The organism is Psychrobacter sp. 1Y4 (assembly GCF_051847555.1).
Genome location: NZ_JBPYDE010000002.1, coordinates 120,388 through 141,260, shown reverse-complemented (window position 1 = coordinate 141,260; position 20,873 = coordinate 120,388). Strand labels below are relative to the sequence as shown.

At 42.0% G+C, this 20,873-nt stretch carries 20 protein-coding genes; 15 read left to right on the top strand and 5 right to left on the bottom strand.

What is annotated here, in order from left to right; translation table 11 throughout:
* The first annotated feature begins 152 nt into the window (after window positions 1-152).
* The 6 genes from fghA (at window position 153) to ACS8FC_RS02040 (ending at window position 3,883) form a co-directional block, all read left to right on the top strand.
* Window positions 153-1,043 carry an S-formylglutathione hydrolase gene (fghA, locus tag ACS8FC_RS02065; protein WP_439261850.1) on the top strand — a complete coding sequence of 297 codons (891 nt, stop codon included), beginning with the start codon at window positions 153-155 and terminating at the stop codon, window positions 1,041-1,043.
* Window positions 1,044-1,419: 376 nt separating this feature from the next.
* The gene (locus tag ACS8FC_RS02060; RefSeq protein ID WP_439262134.1) at window positions 1,420-1,668 is read left to right on the top strand and encodes a TIGR03643 family protein; all 249 of its coding nucleotides are present in this window, start codon (window positions 1,420-1,422) and stop codon (window positions 1,666-1,668) included.
* A 196-nt stretch (window positions 1,669-1,864) separates the two neighbouring features.
* Window positions 1,865-2,557 (top strand): ribulose-phosphate 3-epimerase, encoded by a 693-nt coding sequence (gene rpe / locus ACS8FC_RS02055; RefSeq protein ID WP_439295726.1) that lies wholly within the window; start codon window positions 1,865-1,867, stop codon window positions 2,555-2,557.
* A gap of 51 nt (window positions 2,558-2,608) precedes the next feature.
* Complete coding sequence (locus ACS8FC_RS02050) at window positions 2,609-2,959, top strand: hypothetical protein (RefSeq protein ID WP_439261846.1); 351 nt, start codon at window positions 2,609-2,611, stop codon at window positions 2,957-2,959.
* Between the two features lie 127 nt (window positions 2,960-3,086).
* The gene (locus ACS8FC_RS02045; RefSeq protein ID WP_299217542.1) at window positions 3,087-3,398 is read left to right on the top strand and encodes a hypothetical protein; all 312 of its coding nucleotides are present in this window, start codon (window positions 3,087-3,089) and stop codon (window positions 3,396-3,398) included.
* 173 nt (window positions 3,399-3,571) lie between these two features.
* Entirely contained in the window at window positions 3,572-3,883 is a 312-nt protein-coding gene (locus tag ACS8FC_RS02040) for a hypothetical protein (protein WP_439295725.1), read from the top strand.
* 116 nt (window positions 3,884-3,999) lie between these two features.
* Here the strand turns inward: ACS8FC_RS02040 and rpmG are convergent, their stop codons facing one another.
* Both rpmG and rpmB read right to left on the bottom strand, forming a co-directional pair.
* A complete protein-coding gene (gene rpmG, locus ACS8FC_RS02035; protein WP_010201403.1) occupies window positions 4,000-4,155 on the bottom strand; it encodes a 50S ribosomal protein L33 in 156 nt (51 codons plus the stop codon).
* Window positions 4,156-4,193: 38 nt separating this feature from the next.
* Window positions 4,194-4,430, bottom strand: coding sequence for a 50S ribosomal protein L28 (rpmB, locus tag ACS8FC_RS02030; protein WP_075100488.1), 237 nt, complete (start codon window positions 4,428-4,430; stop codon window positions 4,194-4,196).
* A gap of 488 nt (window positions 4,431-4,918) precedes the next feature.
* On the opposite strand from rpmB, the gene ACS8FC_RS02025 reads away from it, so the two are divergent.
* Entirely contained in the window at window positions 4,919-10,672 is a 5,754-nt protein-coding gene (locus ACS8FC_RS02025; RefSeq protein ID WP_439295724.1) for a hypothetical protein, read from the top strand.
* 196 nt (window positions 10,673-10,868) lie between these two features.
* Window positions 10,869-11,798 (top strand): formyltetrahydrofolate deformylase, encoded by a 930-nt coding sequence (purU, locus tag ACS8FC_RS02020; protein ID WP_439261841.1) that lies wholly within the window; start codon window positions 10,869-10,871, stop codon window positions 11,796-11,798.
* A 50-nt stretch (window positions 11,799-11,848) separates the two neighbouring features.
* Here purU and ACS8FC_RS02015 read toward each other — a convergent pair whose 3' ends face one another.
* Window positions 11,849-12,640, bottom strand: coding sequence for a cytochrome C assembly family protein (locus tag ACS8FC_RS02015; RefSeq protein WP_299217531.1), 792 nt, complete (start codon window positions 12,638-12,640; stop codon window positions 11,849-11,851).
* A gap of 355 nt (window positions 12,641-12,995) precedes the next feature.
* Between ACS8FC_RS02015 and ffh the strand changes: the two genes are divergently transcribed.
* The 7 genes from ffh to ACS8FC_RS01980 all read left to right on the top strand — a co-directional run bounded on the left by ffh (window position 12,996) and on the right by ACS8FC_RS01980 (window position 19,578).
* The gene (gene ffh, locus ACS8FC_RS02010) at window positions 12,996-14,543 is read left to right on the top strand and encodes a signal recognition particle protein (RefSeq protein ID WP_439295723.1); all 1,548 of its coding nucleotides are present in this window, start codon (window positions 12,996-12,998) and stop codon (window positions 14,541-14,543) included.
* Between the two features lie 463 nt (window positions 14,544-15,006).
* Window positions 15,007-15,708, top strand: a complete 702-nt coding sequence (gene tsaB / locus ACS8FC_RS02005; RefSeq protein ID WP_439261836.1) for a tRNA (adenosine(37)-N6)-threonylcarbamoyltransferase complex dimerization subunit type 1 TsaB — start codon at window positions 15,007-15,009, stop codon at window positions 15,706-15,708.
* A gap of 119 nt (window positions 15,709-15,827) precedes the next feature.
* Complete coding sequence (locus ACS8FC_RS02000) at window positions 15,828-16,670, top strand: undecaprenyl-diphosphate phosphatase (protein ID WP_299217524.1); 843 nt, start codon at window positions 15,828-15,830, stop codon at window positions 16,668-16,670.
* Between the two features lie 49 nt (window positions 16,671-16,719).
* Entirely contained in the window at window positions 16,720-17,616 is an 897-nt protein-coding gene (locus ACS8FC_RS01995) for a class I SAM-dependent methyltransferase (RefSeq protein ID WP_439261832.1), read from the top strand.
* A 76-nt stretch (window positions 17,617-17,692) separates the two neighbouring features.
* On the top strand, window positions 17,693-17,941 hold the full coding sequence (locus tag ACS8FC_RS01990; RefSeq protein WP_439261830.1) for a hypothetical protein: 249 nt from the start codon (window positions 17,693-17,695) through the stop codon (window positions 17,939-17,941).
* Between the two features lie 58 nt (window positions 17,942-17,999).
* Window positions 18,000-18,917 (top strand): 4-hydroxybenzoate octaprenyltransferase, encoded by a 918-nt coding sequence (gene ubiA, locus ACS8FC_RS01985; protein ID WP_439295722.1) that lies wholly within the window; start codon window positions 18,000-18,002, stop codon window positions 18,915-18,917.
* Complete coding sequence (locus tag ACS8FC_RS01980) at window positions 18,910-19,578, top strand: DUF4112 domain-containing protein (protein WP_439261826.1); 669 nt, start codon at window positions 18,910-18,912, stop codon at window positions 19,576-19,578. Before ubiA ends, ACS8FC_RS01980 begins: the two co-directional genes overlap by 8 nt.
* A 102-nt stretch (window positions 19,579-19,680) precedes the next feature.
* Here the strand turns inward: ACS8FC_RS01980 and ACS8FC_RS01975 are convergent, their stop codons facing one another.
* Both ACS8FC_RS01975 and ACS8FC_RS01970 read right to left on the bottom strand, forming a co-directional pair.
* Window positions 19,681-20,316, bottom strand: a complete 636-nt coding sequence (locus ACS8FC_RS01975; RefSeq protein WP_439261824.1) for a hypothetical protein — start codon at window positions 20,314-20,316, stop codon at window positions 19,681-19,683.
* Window positions 20,317-20,393: 77 nt separating this feature from the next.
* Complete coding sequence (locus tag ACS8FC_RS01970; protein WP_439261823.1) at window positions 20,394-20,831, bottom strand: secondary thiamine-phosphate synthase enzyme YjbQ; 438 nt, start codon at window positions 20,829-20,831, stop codon at window positions 20,394-20,396.
* Window positions 20,832-20,873 lie beyond the last annotated feature (42 nt).

Genomic DNA, 20,873 nt, shown 5'->3' with positions numbered 1-20,873 from the left:
TATGTGATCGCGCGTTTGATTTTGCTCACAATGACGTATCTTTCGTTTTACTTATCACTACGTCCGTCATTTCTGAAAATGTTATCATTGTCTTATTGGTTGACGCGATAAAGCATGATTTATTTTAAGTTCAATAAAAAAGGATAGTCATTATGAACAATTCTTATAACAACAGTTTATCTACTAATACTCAGCTCACACAAAAAAGCGTGAATCGCTGCTTTGATGGCGAACAGCATTATTACAGTCATCAATCGACAGCGACCAAAACGTCAATGACGTTTAGTATCTATTTGCCAGATGAGGCGCTAGCAGGAAAGGATTGTCCTGCCATCTTATATCTATCAGGTTTGACTTGTAATGCTGACAACGTCACTCATAAAGCGCATTTTCAACAAAGATGTAGCGAGCTTGGCATGATATTTATCGCGCCAGACACTTCTCCTAGAAGTAGCGAAGATGATGACGTGCCAAACGATGAGCGTTATTTTGTTGGTCAAGGCGCAAGCTATTATGTCGATGCAACTTGTGCGCCATGGGCTAAAAACTTTAACATGCAAAGTTATATCGTTGATGAGTTATATGATCTGCTTCGTTCTGAGTTTCCTATTAGCAGTATCGGTGTCACAGGCCATTCTATGGGTGGTCATGGCGCATTATTACTCGGTTTTAAATTTCCAAGTAAGTTTGTCAGTGTGTCGGCATTGTCTCCAGTAAGCGCGGCCAGTGAGTCAGCATGGGGGGAGGCCGCTTATACAGAATACTTTGGCGATGACAAAGCGCAGTGGACGCAAGCTGATGCAACGCAAACGATCAAAAGCGTCGGTCGTAAGTATTCAAGTCTCTTAGTTGACCAAGGTGCTGCTGATAACTTCTTAGCAGAAGGGCAGCTACAAACGCCTAAGCTACAAGAAGCTTGTGAAGAGGCCAAACAGCCGTTAACACTACGCTATCAAGCAGGTCACGATCACAGCTATTACTTTATCCAAACCGTAATCAATGATCATATTGAACATCATTGGCGCATGGCGCAGCTGAGTTAGTTACTTACTTACCTTTATCTCTAAATTTACTCTAAACTATTATTTATAAAGCAGTTTTTGTGACTGTACTGTAGATAGATGGCTTAGCGGATAGTTCAACCAAGCTCCATTATTGATGTAAAATAGAGCTTGGTTAAATAAATGCTTCATGCATAAAAGGTAAGAGTTTATGGTATATCATCAAGCGTCATCCATAGGTGAGCGCTTAAATAATCAGCAGCATGTTCAATCATCACTTGCTACTATGCAGGCTGACATAGATACAGCTTTACGAAAAAAACAAGCAACCAATAATAAGGCCAAAGACACGCTTAGATTAGATATTGTGAGCTCAGATCAGTTGCAGTCAAGATCAGATACTCTAGCGGTTGATAAAATACTGGATGCCGCGCAAATATCACGTGTGATAGAGATGGCATGGGAAGATAGAACGCCTTTTGGCGCTATAGAGCACACTTATGGACTTAGTGAAGCTAATGTTATCAAGTTGATGCGTCAACAGCTAAAACCCTCATCTTTTCGTTTATGGCGTCAACGTGTAACCGGTCGCGCCACTAAGCATGAAGCAAAACGATCTTTTGAAGTAGGCCGTGCCTATTGTAAAACCCAATACAAGCCACGATAGTAGTTTTAAGACAGCAATTTTAAAGTCATCAGTTTTAGAGGTATAGTTTTCAAAGCATAAGCTTTCAAGACATTATTTTTTAGAATAGAAAGTTTATCGGTTTATCTAGCATTAATAATGTTGAGGTAAGCCTTCTCGTTTTTATCAATTTACCAAACTTATCAATTCATCAAAACATTAACTAGGTAGCTCAATTATGATTAGCCCGTCTAAACAATATCTAATCGCCCCTTCAATACTATCTGCTGACTTTGCGCGTTTGGGCGAAGAAGTGGATACTGTCTTAAAAGCGGGAGCCGACGTCATACATTTTGATGTAATGGATAACCATTACGTACCGAACCTGACCTTTGGTAGTATGATTTGTAAGGCGTTGCGTGATTATGGTATTGATGCACCCATTGATGTACATCTGATGGTTAGCCCAGTCGATGGTATGATTGAGCAGTTCTTGGAGGCGGGCGCTAGCGTTATTACTTTTCATCCAGAAGCTAGTGGGCATATTGATCGCTCCTTGCAACTAATCAAAGATGGCGGCGCGAAATGTGGTTTGGTACTAAACCCGGCTACGCCACTGCATTATTTAGATTATGTGATGGATAAAGTCGACCAAATTTTACTGATGAGCGTCAATCCTGGATTTGGTGGGCAGTCGTTTATTGAAAGCACACTAGATAAGGTGCGCGAAGTCCGTCAGCGTATTGATGCGAGCGGCCGTGATATTAGATTAGAGGTCGATGGTGGTATTAAAGCGAGCAATATTCGTGCTATCGCTGAAGCTGGTGCGGATATGTTTGTGGCAGGTTCTGCTATCTTTAATCAAGATGATTATCAAGCTGCTATCACGGCCATGCGTCAAGAGTTGTCTTTAGTAAATAGCGCAAACTAGCCGTCATAAAGATACTGGTAAGAATATTTTTACCTCACATAAGGGTATATTATGGATAAGCCAACTTCACCAGTAACAAGCGATAAGAATTCGCCTGACAAGCAACAAAAACGCAGTTTAGTACCCAAAGGAATCACCATTGGCCTAGCAGTATTTTCGTTGATACTAAGCCTTGCTGGATATGGTTTTCGCTTAATGGTGGGGGATGATGTCGGAGACGTGTTACGCCATGCTGCGGTGATAGTCCCTGCTTTTGTAGTTGGTATTCCGTTACTTTTTTGGCTTGGCGCGCGTGTATTTAACAAGGTTAATGGTACTGACATTGCAGGCTGGAATGCGATAAGTCTAGGTTATCTGACTTCCTGTATTGCAATGTTATGGTTGATGGGTACTTATAGTTAGATTTCATACCATTTATAGGTTTTTATCATTGTTAAGTCATGATCTTAGGGCGGGTCCTCATTTTTAGCTTATCAGAGGTTCACTCGTTCAGATTGAGGATATACCCTAGTCTTGACTGGAATTTTATATGCAAATTATGCCCACCCGTATTGCGAATATTATTTACCCAAAAGATCTGCCCAACGTTTTGTTTACCAGTCTTATCATTGCTTGTCTATTATTAGGATTGGCGTCGTTAAGTCATGGTACAGGGTTGCAAGGCTGGTTACATGTTTTTGAGAGCTGGCTATTGATGCTCATCATTATACCTACTGCTACTGCCACCATTGCTTTACCTTTCAAATACCGTGATCCAGCGTTAGAGCTTAAACTAATGTATTACCTTGGTATGTTTGTCGCTTTGCTATTTACCTTAGCAAAGTTACGCTATTGGCGTTAATTACTAGGCTAGTATAATTTCTTTGAATGCTTGTTATTGCATAGGAGTTGCATTATTACCCTTGAATTATAGCGTCAAAGCGTCCATTGTATGAGTATGATACATTTACTCATATTGTCCTGAGACGAAAAACTCTATGCAACGATGAGACAGTATAATTGAGGACATATTAGATGCCATACGATATCGATAATGAGATAGAAGTAGACAACGACAACCAAGATAAGTTTGCAGGATTTGGTAAAGAAACGACTCTTGAATTGGTAGAAAGTGATGACGGCAGATTATTGTTACGTGATGCTGAGCAGGACGACACCCCATTGATGACGATTGATTTTTCGGACAAGCTCAAAGAGCTGCTCGGTAGTGATACTCAAGCGATCGGTCAGCATATGATTCATGCTGCAATTCAGGTCATCATGCAAAAACAGATGAGTCAATGGCATGCGCATGTCTATGATAAAGAACCCACGCATTATAGTTAATGTGCGATGAGTGAAACTATAGCAGTTTATTCATAAAAAGCTAAATTACAGACCATAAAAAAGGGTTTATCAATTGATAAACCCTTTTTTATGGTCAAATAATAAGGCAATCACTATTACTTGATTTTTGCTTCTTTAAAGATCACATGCTGACGTACTTTAGGATCAAACTTTTTGATCTCCATTTTGCCAGGCATTGTGCGCTTGTTTTTGGTGGTAGTGTAGTAATACCCAGTACCAGCAGTCGATACCAACTTGATTTTATCTCTCATGATAGCTTTCCTTTAGATGGTGGTGATAAGCGCGTGGCTTAAACTTTTTGACCTTGTGCGCGCAAATCTGCTAACACTTTATCAATACCAACTTTGTCGATGATGCGCATACCTTTGGTAGACACACGTAGACGAACAAAACGGTTTTCTGACTCTACCCAAAAACGATGGTTATGAAGGTTTGGTAGAAAGCGACGACGGGTTTTGTTGTTTGCGTGCGAAACATTATTACCCACCATAGGGCGCTTTCCAGTCACTTGGCAAACTCTAGACATGGCGAACTCCTAATCTATGCGGTATGAGGGATTCTCATACCAGTCTGGGCAAGTTGCGCGTATTTGCGGCATGGACACAGCAAGCAGCAGCTTTGCACCAAACAAAACTATATGAAGGTTGAGCTGGTTTTACTGTCATATAAAGGCAAATAACAGAGTGACCAATTCAGAAAATTTTAAAGCCGACATTTATACCATAAAATCAGTGAATACTCAAATTATTTTACGATAAACATCGTCTTATAGAAGCGTCATTATACCTTGAATTGACACTGCTATGTGATTGATTACTTAACTTATAGGTATAATTTTTAGTTGTAAGTTACAACAAAAGTCAGTAAGGTTACCGTTATAATTTTAATACATTATATATATAGAGTAAACAGAATGTAACTTTATCTATTTTTATTATGCATTTATAGATTGGGTACGATTCTTGCTTGTATTTTTGAACATATCATAGCTGATTCGGATTCGGAGTCCAAAACATGTCACATAGCTCGCTACCTTTTACTTCTAAGCTGTTTCAACTTACTTCTTTGACTTGTGCATTGGCATTAGCAGGTTGTGGTGGAGGGGGTGATGGTGACACAGTAGATTCTGTTGCACCTGCACCTGATTTAGGTATTGAGCAGCCAGGATCAGGTGGTAGTAACGGGGGTAATGGGAATAATGGTGGGGGCGAACAAGTTCCAGATACTGAACCTGATTTCTTTTTGCAAAAGCTTACTACCTTACCATCCATTATTGAGCTATCGGATGAAGAAACTCTCTTTACTGTTACTGTTAAAGCCGTTGAGAAAAACTCTGGTGGAGCAATGGTTGGCAAAGCAGTTACTTTAAAAGTAAATGACTCTGAAACCAACGGCATTACTATCGAAGGTCAGAGTACTCAAGCTACCGATAATGACGGTAATGCTGTATATACGCTCAAGCTCAATCCGCAAGCAGTTGATGACAAAGACGAACTGATAAATAAAGGCTTTACTTTATTGGCTACTGCTGAGAAAGCAGATGGTACAGCTGTTGCACCGCAAGAGTTGAAGGTTTCAGTAAGCAAAGAAGGCAGTGGCGATGGTACACAAGTCACTGAAAGTAAGCTTGAAATCACCTCTTCATTAAGCACAATTTCAGTTTCTAATAATACTCTAAACCCTTATGGAGATAATGCCCAGCTGACTGTCATTGCTAAAAACAACAATGGTGCTCGTGTTCAAGATGTAAAAGTTGGACTCGGTATTGATAGTATTAAGGGTATATCTATCGTAGGGGGTAATGGTAAAGTTACTGATGCTAATGGCATGGCAACCTTTAATATTAAAATAGAAGAGAATATTTGGACAGATGAAGATGCGGATAAGCTTGAGGCATTGCAAGAAGAGCTTACTGCATTGCTCGAAGGTGAAGGAATTGCATATGCTATCAGTATCCAAGAGCAAAATGGTGCTACCAAACAAGATACAGGCTATTTACCTATAGCGTTGCCTGTATCTGACTATGAGTTAAGCATGACCAATAGCGCAGAGCCACTTAGTGCTTATGGTGATACACAACAGCTGACTTTTACTGCTAAGCCAAAAAATAGTAGCGTATCAACCAATATTAACGGCGCTAAAGTCACTGTCAAGCTTAATGATGCACCTAATGGTGTGAATCTGGCAACCAATCAGCTGACTTTAGATGATAAAGGTCAAGCGACTGTTGCGTTGACGATAGCACCTAACCTTAAGGAGTCTATACGAAAAATGCTCGCTGAAGATGGCATCAGCTATACAGTGACATTGTCGGAACCCAATCGTTCAATCACTCCTAAAACATTTAAAAGTTCAGTTGAAATACCAGTTGCAAAGAACGTAGTGAGTTTTGAAGGAAGTGACAAAAAACAAATCTCAAGCTCTGGTGGTAGTGCAGTGATTAGTTTTAGAGTCAATAGTAAAAATGGAGGAGCAGTAGCCAATCAATTGGTTTCAGCGACTCTACCAACGGCTTTGACTAGTAAAGGCTTATTGACTATTGACGGTAGTGCTGAACAAGCTACTAATGATAAGGGTATTGTAAGCTATATAGTGCGTGTACCTTCAGGACTGAATGAAGCACAAAAATTATCATTAGAAAAAGCGGCAAGCTTTGTCTTAAGTATCAACGCTGTGGAAGATTCTGGCGTTAGCAGTACGGCAAGTAGTAAAAGCATTACTATTGGCTCGGACATTGGACAAAGTGATATAACATTGACAGCCAAAAGCGTACCAGCGATCGTTAGCGTCTTAGATGAGCAGTTTAAGCTACAGGTTATTGGTAAACGTAAAGATGGTAGCGCTGCAAATGCTCGCTCAGTAAAGCTAATTATCAATAAAGGCGCAGGCGTAACTATCGTTGGTAATCAGCAGGATACTAACGATGCTGGCGTAGCGACATTCACGGTCAAAATTGACCAAAGCTTGACAGCCGCTCAGCGTGACCAATTGATAAAGTCTGGCATCAGTTATACTGCTGTCTTAACTGATGAAGATGGTACTCAAGCCAAAATTACTCAGGCCATCAAGGTTGAACAACCAGACACCAGTATTGAGTTTGACACTATCATAACTCCAACAATCAGTGAGCTCGGTGGTAGCGGCAACATTAATGTTAGGCTGACGGCTAAAGGTAAAGCACAGGCCGTTGCAAACCAAAAAGTTGATATTCAACTAGGCGCTAAAGCACAAACTTATGGCGTTACTATTGCTCAAGAGACAGCGACTACAGATTTCAACGGTGATGCAACTTTCGTCGTTCAGATACCAGACAATCTAACTGCCGAGCAGCGCGCTGATCTCAAAAGCGTAGGAATTAATTATCAGCTATCTTACGTTGAAAATAATATTACTTATAAGTCTGAAATACAAAAAGTTAATATCGTTACTCCTACCGTTTCTCTAAACATTTTGAATGCAACGAATAATATTGATAACCAAGCAGGCTATATTCTTAATAATGCTGGTAGTGTTGCTAAAATACAGGCACAGCTCAATAATCAATCATCAGGCGAACAAGTAGCCAATCAACCAGTCAAACTTACCCTCGACGATAAGTCGTTGGCAAGTTTATTAACCATCAATAATCAAACTGGCTCATCAAATATTGTTGCTAATACAGATAACAATGGCTTGGTTGATTTTAATGTTGTGGTAGGAGGCGGATTAACAGATGCAGAAAAAGAGGCGCTTAGCAAAACAGTATTAACTGCTACCTTAACAGAAACATTAACTGGAAAGCAGCAGCAGGTCAAAATTAAAGTACAATCTATGACCGCCGCTATCTCTTTACTAGGCAGTGCATTAAAACCACTTAATTTAAATGGCGGTGAGAGTCAGATTGAGGTTATTGCAAAGGATAGTAAAGGCAATATTGTAGATGGACAAAAAGTATTCCTTGCTCTTCCAGCCTCTATTGTTCGTCAAGGAGTTGCTTTGGTCTCTGGTGGTAACCAGACCACTGACAACTCAGGCAAAGCGACATTTAGCATTGCTGTACCCAACGACTTAACCACTGAGCAAAAGGCGGCTATTGGTAGTAGCTTCGTCGTGGGATTATCAGCTGCTGACTCTAGTAGTAATATCGCTACGCAAACCGTTACCGTTAACACCGTTACACCAACGGGTACCAAAGAGAGCTTGAGCATTGGTGCAAACAAAGTAGTTAACACTCAAGGGGATACGTTCAAAGTATTTGTACGCGTGACTGATAAAAAAGGTAGTATCGCAGGACGTGAAGTGCGCTTAAATGTCGATGATCCTATTAAGACTGGCGTGAACATTGCTAATGGCAAAGCCACGACTAACAACGATGGCGTCGCTAGTTTTGATCTTACACTCACAGACGGTGCTAGCGTGAATCAAGCTATTTTAGAAGAAGCTGGTATTCGCTTAACTGCCAAGACAACAACTGTTGAAAATGTTGAGTTGGAGCAAAACTACATTGTAGCTGTAGATTCTACTAGTATTGATAGCTATCAAATTCTAGTTTCTTCTGACAAACCTACTTTAAACACTGGTGGCGATCAAACTAACGCCACTTTCCGCGTAACCGATAGCAGTGGTGGCATCTTGGTAGGGGTGCCAGTTCAATTAAATATAGAAAACTTAGCAGCTAGCGGGGCCGCTCTATCTACGCCAAGCATGGTAACTACTGATGCTAGTGGCTTGATAAATGTTGGTGTGTTACTAACGGCCAATAATGTCAATGCACGCCTTAATCATAGTGTCGTGATTAACGCCAAAATCGTCACGCCGCAATATGACGAGGATGGTAATGTTAGTATGCAAGTGCGTGAGGAGAAGTCGTTAAGCTTATCAGCAGTTGGCACAGAGATTACGCTTGCTGCGACAGAAGCCAATTTAAAAGATGATGCTTCTACTACTATTACAACCACATTAGTGGATGGTGCGGGACGTACTATTGCCAATGCTGGTATGGAGTTAGTCGACGCGAACGGTGATGTTATCCACTCTAGTGCGACTGCTATTAGCAATGCAAATGGTCAAGCAGTATTTAATATTAACGAAGCTGATTTGAGCTTTGATAGCAATGGTAACTTACGTGTATTTGCTCGCGCTATTGGTGAGGAACGTGTCAATATTCAGCGCAGTATCAGCAGTATTGATTTGGTTAAAGTCTCACAGGCAGGTATCAGCTTTATCGATATTACAGATGTCTACGATGTCAATAAAGCCCATACCATTAAGGTTCAAATACGTCGTGATACAGATGCTCAAGCAGCGGAGTTAATTGGTAAGCAAGTCGAGGTGCAAACCACACTAGGTAAGTTTGCTAGTGGTAGTGCTGTTAGCAATAATGTCATCGTTACCAAAACTATTGCTGCCAATGACATAAGTGGCAATATTATTACGATACCTGTTACCTTAACGTCAGAGCTTGCTGGTATTACGGTACTACAAGCAACTGTACTGGGTGAAAATGTTAATGGTCAGCCTAAGTATCAAACTACCGTCGATACACGCTTCCGTGCCACTACACCTGCGAAAATGCTGTTCCAAGCAGTAAAATCCGTTATTACGCCAGGTGGTAGTACTGAAATTGTTGCTACGGTGAAGGACAAAAACGATGTTCCTGTAGAGGGCCAAACGGTCGTGTTTAGTCGTGCGGCAGATTCATCAGCAGGACGTTTGTCAGCTGCTACGGCAGTGACAAATAGCAGAGGTGAGGCACGAGTGGTTTATCAAGCCAATGCTAGCTCACCGATTGGTGGTGTGATTATCAATGCACGCTTGTTACAAGACAATGCAAGTATTGGTAGTAAGACCACCAACATTACCGTTTCAAAAGAAGCGGTCTATACCACGTTAGCCTTTAGTAATGTAGTTTCTTCTGATACGATTTATTATACGAAACGTGTTTCAATTTCAGTGATGGACGGTTCGGGACGTGCTGTGCCTAATCAGGAAGTGTCAATTAAGTCTTACGCTACTGAATATGCACAAGGTGTATATTGTCTGTTAGATAGTACAACTACTTATCAAGCTGCTGATATCGAGGAATTAGACGAAAATGGTAAGGTGATTCAGGTTACAACACCAGAGCCTCAAACGTACTCTGAAAAAACACCAGTACCGTTAAAGTCTGATTGGTATCCTACGGAAGATGCTAACTACAATTACACGCTAGATCAAGATTCTGACCCTATATTAAATGAAGATAAAAATTTTAGTGGTAAGCTTGAAGCTATTAATCCAGTCACTATTCTTGGTAGCACTGTTTCAGAAGATGGTTACTCATTTATCACAGATGATGAAGGTCGCGCTGACTTTGATATTCGCTACCCACTACGCTATTCGAACTGGGTAAAAGTACGCTTTGATGCTTCAACCTTTGTCAATGGTAGTGAAAACACACAAAGCATTAACTACCAACTACCAACTTCAGTAGATGACCTAATAATAAATGGTTCTACCTTAATAACTCCTTGGATTAACAATGCAAGTCCGTTTGGTACGGGTGGTGCTACATGTACCAATAGCTTGAGTGTGACGATAAATGAGAATATACCGCGTACAAGAGTAACTTTATCTCCATATTCGCCAAATTACAACGTAACAATTAATGGTGAGCAATCAGGTAATCAGCCAAATGCAGGGTTTGATACATATATAATAGATTTCAATAAAGCGTTTGAACTTGGTTCAACTGTAACTGTAAATAACAACGGTTTTGGTTTTTCTAAAGTTATCAAAATTGAGCAATGATTTACAATATTTACTTATATCATTGATATTTAATACGTACCCCCAACCTCGCGTTGGGGGTTTTTACATTCATAATCTCAATAACGAAATACATTCAGCAAAAAGTGGTAAAAACAATTAGAATAGTGAATTTGCTACGCTCTTAGTGGTTATTAAAATACAAAAAGCAATTATTCTATTTTAGGTTGGGTGCTCTATGTCAGATACTGAAACGACGACTTCATCAAGTGCTTTATCGCACGCTGTGTCTAATGCATCATTCCCTCTCGATGCTATTGATACCGCTACATTATTGATTAAGTGCCGCGATCAAGCAGGCATTGTACAGGCAGTATCAGAATTCATTCATCGCTATGGCGGCAATATTATCTCCCTTGACCAATACTCTACCGCTCATGAAGGCGGGCAATACTTTATGCGTCTGGAGTTTGCATTAGCAGGTTTAAGTGAGATTATTGAAAACTTTGAGGCCAGCTTTGCACATACTGTTGCCAAGCGCCACAACATGACTTGGCGTCTACATGACAATGCAATTAAGACGAAAGTCGGTATCTTGGTATCGAAGTTTGATCATGCATTATTAGATTTGTTATGGCGTCATCAGCGAGGTTTGCTCGATTGTCAGATTACCTCGATAGTGAGTAACCATCCTGACTTGCGCCAAGCGGTCGAAAACTTCGGTATACCGTTTCATCATGTACCAGTGACTAAAGATAATAAGGTAGAGGCAGAAGAGCAGATTCATACATTGATGGCAGGTAATGATTTGTTAGTATTGGCGCGTTATATGCAGATATTATCATCTGACTTTATCGAACGCTGGCCGATGCAGGTTATCAATATTCATCATTCGTTTTTGCCCGCATTTGTGGGGGCTGACCCATATCGTCAGGCTTATGAAAAAGGCGTTAAGCTGATTGGAGCGACTGCGCATTATGTCACTGCGGAGCTTGATCAAGGACCCATTATTGAGCAAGATGTGCACCGTGTGACTCATCGCCAAAGTGTGATAGAGTTACGTGCTATTGGCCGTGATATTGAACGCAATGTATTGGCTCGCGCTGTAAATTGGCATGTGCAAAACCGAGTTATAGTGACAGGTAATAAAACAGTGGTTTTTAATTAAAAAAGATTGTCGGTAATTGGTGATTAAATAGTTTTGATAAAGAGAGTGTTTTATAACACCAGCTCTAAAACAAACTTGCTACCAACGAAGCCCACTGCTAATAAGATAAAAGCATAAAAGGTAATGTTAGCCGCTCGCTTGCCACGCCAGCCTGCGCGCCAATGACCTATCAATAGTACGCCAAACAATATCCATGACAGCAAGCTAAAGACTGTTTTATGTACAATGTGCTGTGCCATTAAATCTTGTACGTAGATAAAGCCAATGCCTAGCGCAATGCTTAGTATGATAAAGCCTACCAATATCATATCGAACAATAGGCTTTCCATGCTTTGTAGAGGCGGTAGTTTGTTCACCCAAAAGCGATGAATGGTGTGGTGTTTAAGTTCACGGATCTGCAGACGTAAAAATAGCGCTTGTAGGGCAGCCATTAGCAGGACACAATAGGCGGCCAGTGACAATAAAATATGTGCTTCAAGTCCGATGCTTACATCAGTTAACGGTTGATAGGGTGCGCGGCCAACATAGCCTATCGTCATGCCGATAAGTGCCGACGGCGCCGCTAAAATACCGAGACTAAGAATAGGGCGATACAGGCAAAAGAGTACGTAAAAGAATAAGAAAAATAGACTGATGAGACTGATTATATTAAATAGGTTAAAATTTAATCCATATAACGTAACGACATACGGGTACAATAGCGCGGCATGGGCAAGCATACCAACGGTTAATAAACCTAGGCTTAAACCCTTATGTATAAGGTGATTTTTTGTCAGTGCCCAACTGATATGGATACTGACCAATATATAAGCCATACTGGCAACGATAAACACAAGGTGCACTGGTAAAAAACCTCATCCCATAATGAGCGCAAAATCGCCGCTCAATTTATTGCTAAAGTGGTATTATTAGAATAATCGTTCAATTTATCATAAAATGAAGGCTAATTGAGAATCATCTTCATTATTCTTTATGACTATTAAGGCAGTTGTTACCAAACCTACAAATGCTAAAAGCGTAAATTATACGCTAGTATCAATAAGTGGTGGTTTTTGGATAAATTGTACACAAATTAAGTGAGTAGTATTCCAAACTATTTTATTTAGTCCCTCATTAATAAAGTGCTTTTTGGCTGTATATATTTTGATAAAAAGCCTTTTGATAAAAATATTTTAACTGTTTAACTGAGAGTTATTTATGTTTGATACCTTAACAGAACGTCTGTCGTCAAGCCTACGCAATATCGTTGGCACAGGACAACTGACTGAAGACAACATTAAAGACACCTTGCGCGAAGTGCGCATGGCACTGTTAGAGGCTGACGTCGCCTTGCCAGTAACCCGTGATTTTGTCAAACGCGTCAAAGAGCAAGCGCTCGGAGCGGAAGTACTCAAAGAGCTAGCACCAGGACAAGCCTTTGTAAAGATTGTCCATGATGAGCTGACCGAGATGATGGGCAGCGCTAATCAGCAGCTTGAGATGACAGGTAAACCGCCTGTAGTCTACTTGCTGGCAGGTTTGCAAGGTGCAGGTAAAACCACTACTGCAGGTAAATTAGCCAAATATCTACAAGAGCGCCAAAAGAAAAAAGTCATGTTAGTCTCAGCGGACGTATATCGTCCAGCAGCGATCAAACAGCTTGAGCAGGTCGCCGGTCAAGTAAATGCCAAGTTTGTCAATTCAAGCATTGATGAAAACCCTATTGATATTGCTAAGCGCGCCATTGAAGAAGCCAAGATCCAGTATCAAGACATCTTAATCATCGATACGGCTGGTCGTTTGCACATTGACGACACTATGATGGATGAGATTAAGGCGCTGACGGCGGCGGTTAATCCATCTGAGACCTTGTTTGTGGTCGATGCGATGACGGGTCAAGATGCGGCCAATACTGCCAAAGCCTTTAACGACGCATTGCCATTAACTGGTGTGGTCCTCACCAAGACCGACGGTGATGCACGTGGCGGTGCTGCACTTTCTGTCCGTGCGATTACAGGTAAACCGATTAAGTTCTTAGGTCGCGGCGAAAAACTAGACGCATTAGAGCTTTTTCATCCTGAGCGTATAGCCCAGCGTATCCTTGGTATGGGTGACGTACTAAGTTTGGTTGAAGAAGTCGAGCAAAAAATCGACCGCGACAAAGCCGAAAAAATGGCGAAAAAGATGCAAAAGGGCGGTGATTTCGACCTTGAGGATCTACTGACTCAGTTTCAACAAATGAAAAATATGGGCGGTATGTCGGGCTTTCTTGATAAGATGCCTGGTATGGGTGGATCAGACATGCAAAAGGCAGTCGAAGACGCTAAGCCTGAGGAAAAGGTACGTGAAATGGAAGCGTTGATTAATTCTATGACGCCATTTGAACGTAAAAATCCAGATAAGATCAATCCAAGCCGTAAGCGCCGTATCGCCGCAGGCTCTGGCCGTGAGATTCAAGACGTCAACCGTTTGCTAAAGCAACATAAACAAATGGCAAAAATGATGAAAATGATCTCAAAGCCTGAAGGTATCAGTAAGATGATGAAGTCGATGCAAGGATTAATGGGCGGTGGCGGCGGAGCTGGGGGCGGTGGTCCTCTATTTGGCGGTGGCGGTCAGCAGGGCGGTCCCAAAGATGTGAACCCGCAACAAATGGCGAAGCAAATGGGCCTTGATCCCAATAATATGCCTAGCACCGAAGAGATGCAAAAACAGATGCAAGAGCTGCAAAACCAGACGCCTAAGAATTTTAAAAAGCGTTTTTAATAGACCAGTGACAAGTTTCTGTTATTGTAAGTTTTCTTTTTGATGAAAACCCAAAGCTAAGGCAGTTTTGGGTTTTTTTTATGAAAACTGTAGGCAAATTTTTTGATGAATAAAGTATGAAAAACGTAGAAAGTCATAAAATGGCTTATTCTAAATGCTATGATAGGCCCAATTTTATTTGGGTGTTTTTGATATAGTCGTCCAAAGTGAAATTGTTATAAGTTTAAACGTGCTACTGGTATAAATTTTACTTGCGTACTGTTGTCTCAGAGGTGGCGCAAAATTCATCCCAGCAGCGCTAATCTATTCTTAGATCTAATCGATTATAGTTGATTTTTTATAGAAGTAGTATAAGTTTAAACTGTTATAAAGCAACCGAGTGTAGAGGTAATACTGCAAACGAGACGCTATAATATCTTATAGCGGACTGACTATAGTGCCAAAAGTATAAACCGAGGTTACAATGTTTTTAGCAATGGATACCGTGTTTGATCAATGTTCGATCGCCATCTTAGATGCGAGTGGGCAAGTGCTGTCGAGCCATACAGAGACGGGTAAACGTCAGCAGACCCAGCAAATCTTGCCGATGATTGATGCAGCGCTGTCTGAGTCAAATCTCAATCTTGCTGACCTACAAGCATTAATCTTTAACCGTGGCCCTGGTGCATTCAGCGGTATTCGAATTAATACTGCAGTGGTACAAGCATTATCTGTGGCACATGATTTGCCTTGTGTAGGTGTGTCTAGCTTACAAGCCATAGCCCAGTGTGCGTATCAGCAGTACGGCGTGACGCACGTATATAGTGCCCTCGACGCACGTATGCAACAAGTCTATTTTGGCCAATATAAAATAGAAGAAACAGAGCAATACCCCGTTGCCATAATGCAGCCGGTGTCAGTCGATAATAGCGATAGTACTGAGCGGTTGCTGGATTATGACAGTCAGACAGCGCTTAATCTTGCTATCGTTGGTAATGGTGCACCGCTCTTAACACTGTATGATGGACAAGTATGTCATGATGATGTCTGGCCTACTGCAGTGGTGATTGGTCAATTAGGTATTGCTCAATTTATGAGTACTGGCGGTACAGAGGCTGCGCAAGCGCTACCAGAGTATCTGCGCAATCAGGCATGGAAAACCTTAAAAGAGCAAGGTAAAGCATAGCTTTTAATATATTCATTTAAGAGAATGCATATAGATGGGCAATAGTAGCTATGTGTAACTTATTATAAAAGCAACGACAATATAGGACGGCCAATAGGTCTGTTTTTAGGAAAATAATTGTGGATATACTCTTGTTAATTCAAGCTGTCATTATGGGTATCGTTGAAGGCATTACTGAATTCTTACCCATTTCTAGCACGGGTTATTTAATTCTATCTGCCGATTTAATGAATTTTTGGACTAAAGATAAAGTCGATTTGTTTGTGGTGGTGGTACAGCTTGGTGCTATTTTGGCAGTCATTTATGACTATTGGGGTAGGCTGTGGCAAGCGTTGATGGGTCTGCTGACGGGCAAAGCTGACGGTATGAGTAACCCAAGACAGCTGGGGCTGAGCTTGATTGTCGCTACTGTTCCTGTGATGCTTGTAGGCTTTACTTTTGCTGATGAGATCAAAACCTACTTATTTAATCCTATTACTGTTGCTATCATGCTCATCATCGGTGGTCTGCTGATATTTTATGTTGAAAAACGTCCCAAAACGATCATTGCTCGTGAGGCCGAAGACGTCAGTCTAAAGACAGCGTTGATGATTGGTTTGTTTCAGTGTCTGGCGCTGATACCAGGTACATCACGTTCAGGTGCGACTATCATTGGTGCGCTCTGGCTTGGCGTTTCACGTAAAGCTTCAGCAGAATTTTCATTCTTTTTGGGGATTCCGGTCATCGTTGGTGCCGCATTACTAGATTTGCTTAAGCATGGCGATGTGTTGACCAGTAGCGAAGATTGGCTGGTGTTAGGCGTAGGCACAGTAGTATCTTTTATTGTAGCGCTACTTTGTATTCGCTGGCTTGTCGCTTGGGTAAGCCGCCGTGACTTTACGATTTTTGCATGGTTACGTATTATTACTGGGGTGGTAGTATTGTTGGCGTCTTGGTTGTTTGGTTATCAAATGGCAGGTTAAACATGCACTATGATTTATGGTCTTATCAATCGTTAAGAGAAGGGCAGTCATGAGCGCGTCGCTACCAGCAGCTAACAATCTTAGTGCGCAAAGTCATTGCCAACTGCTTTATGTCAGCGAGCATCAGCAAGCCCAGATTGAGCGCCTGCACGTCCTGATAGAACAGCATCAACTCCCCATCAGCCTAATGACTAAATTGTTTGCCGAAAAGCTCAATCAAAAACGTCGCAAGCAATTAAGTCAAATGTCCACTTTACCCATTTTATTATTGGATGAAAAAGACAAGCTGTCGTGGTTGAGTGATGGATTGAGCGTTACCCCAGAATGGGATAAATTGCAGCGCCGTGTGGTAAGCGCTGGACGTAAGTCTGAGCTGTTGCTGCAAGCGGCTAAAGTTACATCGGACAGCCGCGTTATCGATGCAACAGCAGGCTTTGGTCACGACAGCTTGATATTGGCCAGCACCGGTGCTCAAGTCACTATGCTTGAGCAGCAACCTTTAATGGCGTTGCTACTACTAGTAGAGCAGCAGCGTATGAATGCACTACCGAATTGGCAAAAGCTGATGAGCCGTCTGCAAATCATCAATACCGATGCGCTAAGTTATTTTACGCAGTCAAATGCAGAGATGACAGCCGCCAGTCAACAGTCAATTGACGTTGTATATTTGGATCCGATGTTTCCAGAAGACAGCTATCAAGATAGTAAGACGGGCAAAGGCGCCAAAGTCGGCAAGCATATGCAAGCCTTACACCAATTGGCTCGTCCGCCGACAATGGACGAAGAGTGCCAACTGCTACAAAGTGCGCAAGCTATCGTCAGAAATAGCGACAAACAAGGCCGCGTGGTGGTAAAACGGCCACAGCTTGCGCCGCCACTTGCCAATCAACAACCAAGTGAAAGTTGGCATAATGAAGCGGTACGTTTTGATGGTTATTTTGTTTGATATCTAGGCAATCCAGTTTTAGAACGTTACCGTGCTGCTGGAATATATTTAGGACTCATGGATTTAGGAGCAAGGAATGTCGACGTTAATCATATGGGTGATGGGGGCAGGGTTGTTATTGATAAATATCATACTGCGTACTCGGATTCTCCGGCTTGAAGCGTCTCTTAAAGCACTAAGAGGCTCACAAGAGTATTTAACTTATCTGCATAAGCAAGCTCAAACAACGCAAAATAATAAAGTGGCAGCCATCAAGGCGCTGCGTAAAAAATACCCTGAGCTATCATTGATTGAAGCCAATAAATTATGGCAGCAAGTCCAGTAATCTTAACCAAAAACATAAGTCGCATACATAACTTTTTATTGATGATAATTAAAATACCATGACATTTTCAGACAAACTACACGCCTATTTGCAGCTGACACGCTTTGATAAGCCAGTCGGTATAGAGCTGCTACTTTGGCCCACACTTTGGGGCGTGATGCTGGCTGCTATGGGCCATGCGCAGCAGCAAGGGGCAACGGCAGGTCTGCCCAGCCTAAAGGTATTTATATTATTTGCACTGGGCGCGATTTTTATGCGGGCGGCAGGTTGTGCGATTAATGACTTTGCCGATCGTAAAGTCGATGGTCATGTCAGTCGTACTAAAGGTCGCCCTTTAGCAGATGGACGTTTATCTGCTAAAGAGGCCATTGCTGCATTTTTAGTGTTGGTATTATTGAGTGCCAGTCTATTGTTTTTCTTGCCCATCGAAGTATTTTATTGGTCTTTAGGAGCAGTCATACTGGCCTTTATTTACCCGTTTATGAAACGTTTTACGCACTTACCGCAAGTGTTTTTGGCTGCAGCGTTTGGCTGGGCGATACCAATGGTGTATGTAGCGGTGCAAGGTGCGCCTGACATTTGGTGCTGGTTGTTGTTTATAGCTTATATGTGTTGGACGGTGGCTTATGATACCCAGTATGCCATGGCGGATCGTGAGGATGATTTAAAGATTGGAGTCAAGTCTACGGCAATACTCTTTGGCCGCTATGATGTCGTTATCATCTCGTTACTGCAAATGTTGTTTTTGCTCATTATGGGCGTGGTAATGTGGCATTATTTTGCGCCGACATCGCTGGGCATCACTCCAGTATTTGGACTAGCGTTGGTCGCAATGATGTTTGCTAAGCAAAACAGCGCCTGTGCCACTCGTCATGCGATGTCTTGCTTTCAGGCATTTTTAGCCAATATATGGGTCGGGCGCTACGTCTTTGCGCTTATCGCAATTGCTTGTTTATGGACGACTTTTAATGGATAAATTCAAGAAGCTCTCAAAGTCAAAAGCGAGAAAGCGGGTTGACCTCAATGGTCCAAGCGTCGATTATCAGGCAAAGCTGGCTGAGCATGGTTTGACTCGCGAGCAAGTCATTGCTACCGAACGTAAATTGGCGAAGTTTGCCAACACTATGGATTCGCTCGTGCGTGTGCCGTTTACTAAGCAAGGGATGGGCGCTGATGCGGCGCTTTCGACCATTCCGCTAGCAGGAGATTTGGCGGGACTCGCGTTGACCAGCTATGCTTTTATATTAGGTCGTCAGCTAGGCGTCCCAGCACATAAGATGACGCCAGCAGTCAGACTGGCGCTAATTGATATGGTGGTTGGCATTGTACCTGGTATTGGGACGCTGCTGGATATCTTTATACGTCCTAGTCGTAAGACCTTGGGCATCGTACATCAGCACCTACAAGATGAGTATGGCATCACTGAAACCATGCATATGGATCGGCCATTTTTACATCAATCATTAGAAGACAAGCAGCGGCAAAGTCGCTTTTGGCGCAATCCTATCGTGGCTTGGCTCTATCTGCATATACCTGACATATTAGGGCTAGTCGTTTTGATATTTGTTGTTTGGGGATTGTGGGCCGTGATGAGCTGGCTGGTCGCTATGTTTGGTAAAACAACGGGTTTTGGCTAAAAGAAAGCAATAAAAAGGCGGCACACGATAGTAACGTGTGCCGCCTTTTTATTGCTTAAAATATTATTTTTAAGAGGCTTAAGCTATGTGTCTTTTCACAATTTACTCAGTGACGACTTCAGCATCAGCGCTGATAGCATCGAAGCTTGTGACATTATTGTTTTTAATAAGGTCGATGCTACCACCACCTGCGTGAGTGACCAGCTGCATATGACCATCTGTAGAACGATAAGTTGGATTATTGCCTTGGCCTTCGGGTGCGCTGAGCATCATAGTCGGTTTGTTAGGCAAAGTGACAAGGGCATTGAGTACGCCTGCTGCTGAGGTCTCAAAGACGACGGATAACGTTTCACCTGCCGCGTTTTTGTAAATGACATCAGTGATTTGTGCGCCTTTAATAGCTTGTTCTGGATTAGGAGTCAGGTCTGCTGTATTTGGTTCTACTTCTACGGTTTCGATATCGTTTTCAAGCTCGTTTACGCTAACATCGTTCTTTGACTTTTCGGTGGAATCAACCGAGTTTTGAGAGCTGTCTATAGGTGCACTATTGTCATTGCTATCACTGTCATTATTAACAGACGTAGTTTGAACGGTGGTCGTTTCAGCTTGTGGCTCATTAGCTGCTTCAGGTTCTGGTGTCTTTTGGCAAGCAGTCAGTATCAGCCCACTAAAAAGAAAGGCGGGAAAAACACGCAAGTAGGACTTGGATTTTAGTGACGCTATAGCAAGGGCTTTCATAGTAAGGTTATTATTCCATTAAAAGGGTTTATTTGAGCATAGTGAGCTGTCATCTGCTGTTGGATAACAACATATTGCTAAGTACTTACGGTAATAACGAGCTGTCGCTGTCCGCCATACTTATCAAGGTTATCTCGATGCTCGCATAAATATACGCCTTGCCACCTGCCAAGTCCCAATACGCCATTGCTAAGTGGGATGGTTAAACTGACCCCAAGCATTATACTTTTAAAATGGGCTGGCAAGTCATCCGAACCTTCTAATGTATGACGGTACTCGGGTTGATTAGCAGGCGCAATTTTATTCAGCCAATCTTCAGTATCTAGTCTGACATCTGGGTCAGCATTTTCGTTAATCGCGAGACTGGCAGAGGTATGCTGTAAAAATAGGTGCACTAGACCTACTTGAGATGAATTAGGTATTAGCTTACGAATCGCATCTTCAATCATTGGCGTTATGATATGAATGCCGCGCGCATAGGCAGGCAGGGTCAGCGTGGTTTGGTGGTAGGGCATTACATACCTCTCGTTATTAGAAACAACTTTATAGCTTCATAC

Excerpts from the sequence above, each read along its gene's own strand:
- ffh (WP_439295723.1), top strand. The coding sequence starts at position 12,996 with ATGTTTGATACCTTAACAGAACGTCTGTCGTCAAGCCTACGCAATATC.
- ACS8FC_RS01970 (WP_439261823.1), bottom strand. The coding sequence starts at position 20,831 with ATGCCCTACCACCAAACCACGCTGACCCTGCCTGCCTATGCGCGCGGC.
- rpmG (WP_010201403.1), bottom strand. The coding sequence starts at position 4,155 with ATGAGAGATAAAATCAAGTTGGTATCGACTGCTGGTACTGGGTATTAC.
- tsaB (WP_439261836.1), top strand. The coding sequence starts at position 15,007 with ATGTTTTTAGCAATGGATACCGTGTTTGATCAATGTTCGATCGCCATC.
- ACS8FC_RS02050 (WP_439261846.1), top strand. The coding sequence starts at position 2,609 with ATGGATAAGCCAACTTCACCAGTAACAAGCGATAAGAATTCGCCTGAC.
- rpmB (WP_075100488.1), bottom strand. The coding sequence starts at position 4,430 with ATGTCTAGAGTTTGCCAAGTGACTGGAAAGCGCCCTATGGTGGGTAAT.
- fghA (WP_439261850.1), top strand. The coding sequence starts at position 153 with ATGAACAATTCTTATAACAACAGTTTATCTACTAATACTCAGCTCACA.
- ACS8FC_RS02025 (WP_439295724.1), top strand. The coding sequence starts at position 4,919 with ATGTCACATAGCTCGCTACCTTTTACTTCTAAGCTGTTTCAACTTACT.
- rpe (WP_439295726.1), top strand. The coding sequence starts at position 1,865 with ATGATTAGCCCGTCTAAACAATATCTAATCGCCCCTTCAATACTATCT.
- ubiA (WP_439295722.1), top strand. The coding sequence starts at position 18,000 with ATGACATTTTCAGACAAACTACACGCCTATTTGCAGCTGACACGCTTT.
- ACS8FC_RS01975 (WP_439261824.1), bottom strand. The coding sequence starts at position 20,316 with ATGAAAGCCCTTGCTATAGCGTCACTAAAATCCAAGTCCTACTTGCGT.
- ACS8FC_RS02045 (WP_299217542.1), top strand. The coding sequence starts at position 3,087 with ATGCAAATTATGCCCACCCGTATTGCGAATATTATTTACCCAAAAGAT.
- ACS8FC_RS01990 (WP_439261830.1), top strand. The coding sequence starts at position 17,693 with ATGTCGACGTTAATCATATGGGTGATGGGGGCAGGGTTGTTATTGATA.
- ACS8FC_RS01995 (WP_439261832.1), top strand. The coding sequence starts at position 16,720 with ATGAGCGCGTCGCTACCAGCAGCTAACAATCTTAGTGCGCAAAGTCAT.
- ACS8FC_RS02040 (WP_439295725.1), top strand. The coding sequence starts at position 3,572 with ATGCCATACGATATCGATAATGAGATAGAAGTAGACAACGACAACCAA.
- ACS8FC_RS01980 (WP_439261826.1), top strand. The coding sequence starts at position 18,910 with ATGGATAAATTCAAGAAGCTCTCAAAGTCAAAAGCGAGAAAGCGGGTT.
- purU (WP_439261841.1), top strand. The coding sequence starts at position 10,869 with ATGTCAGATACTGAAACGACGACTTCATCAAGTGCTTTATCGCACGCT.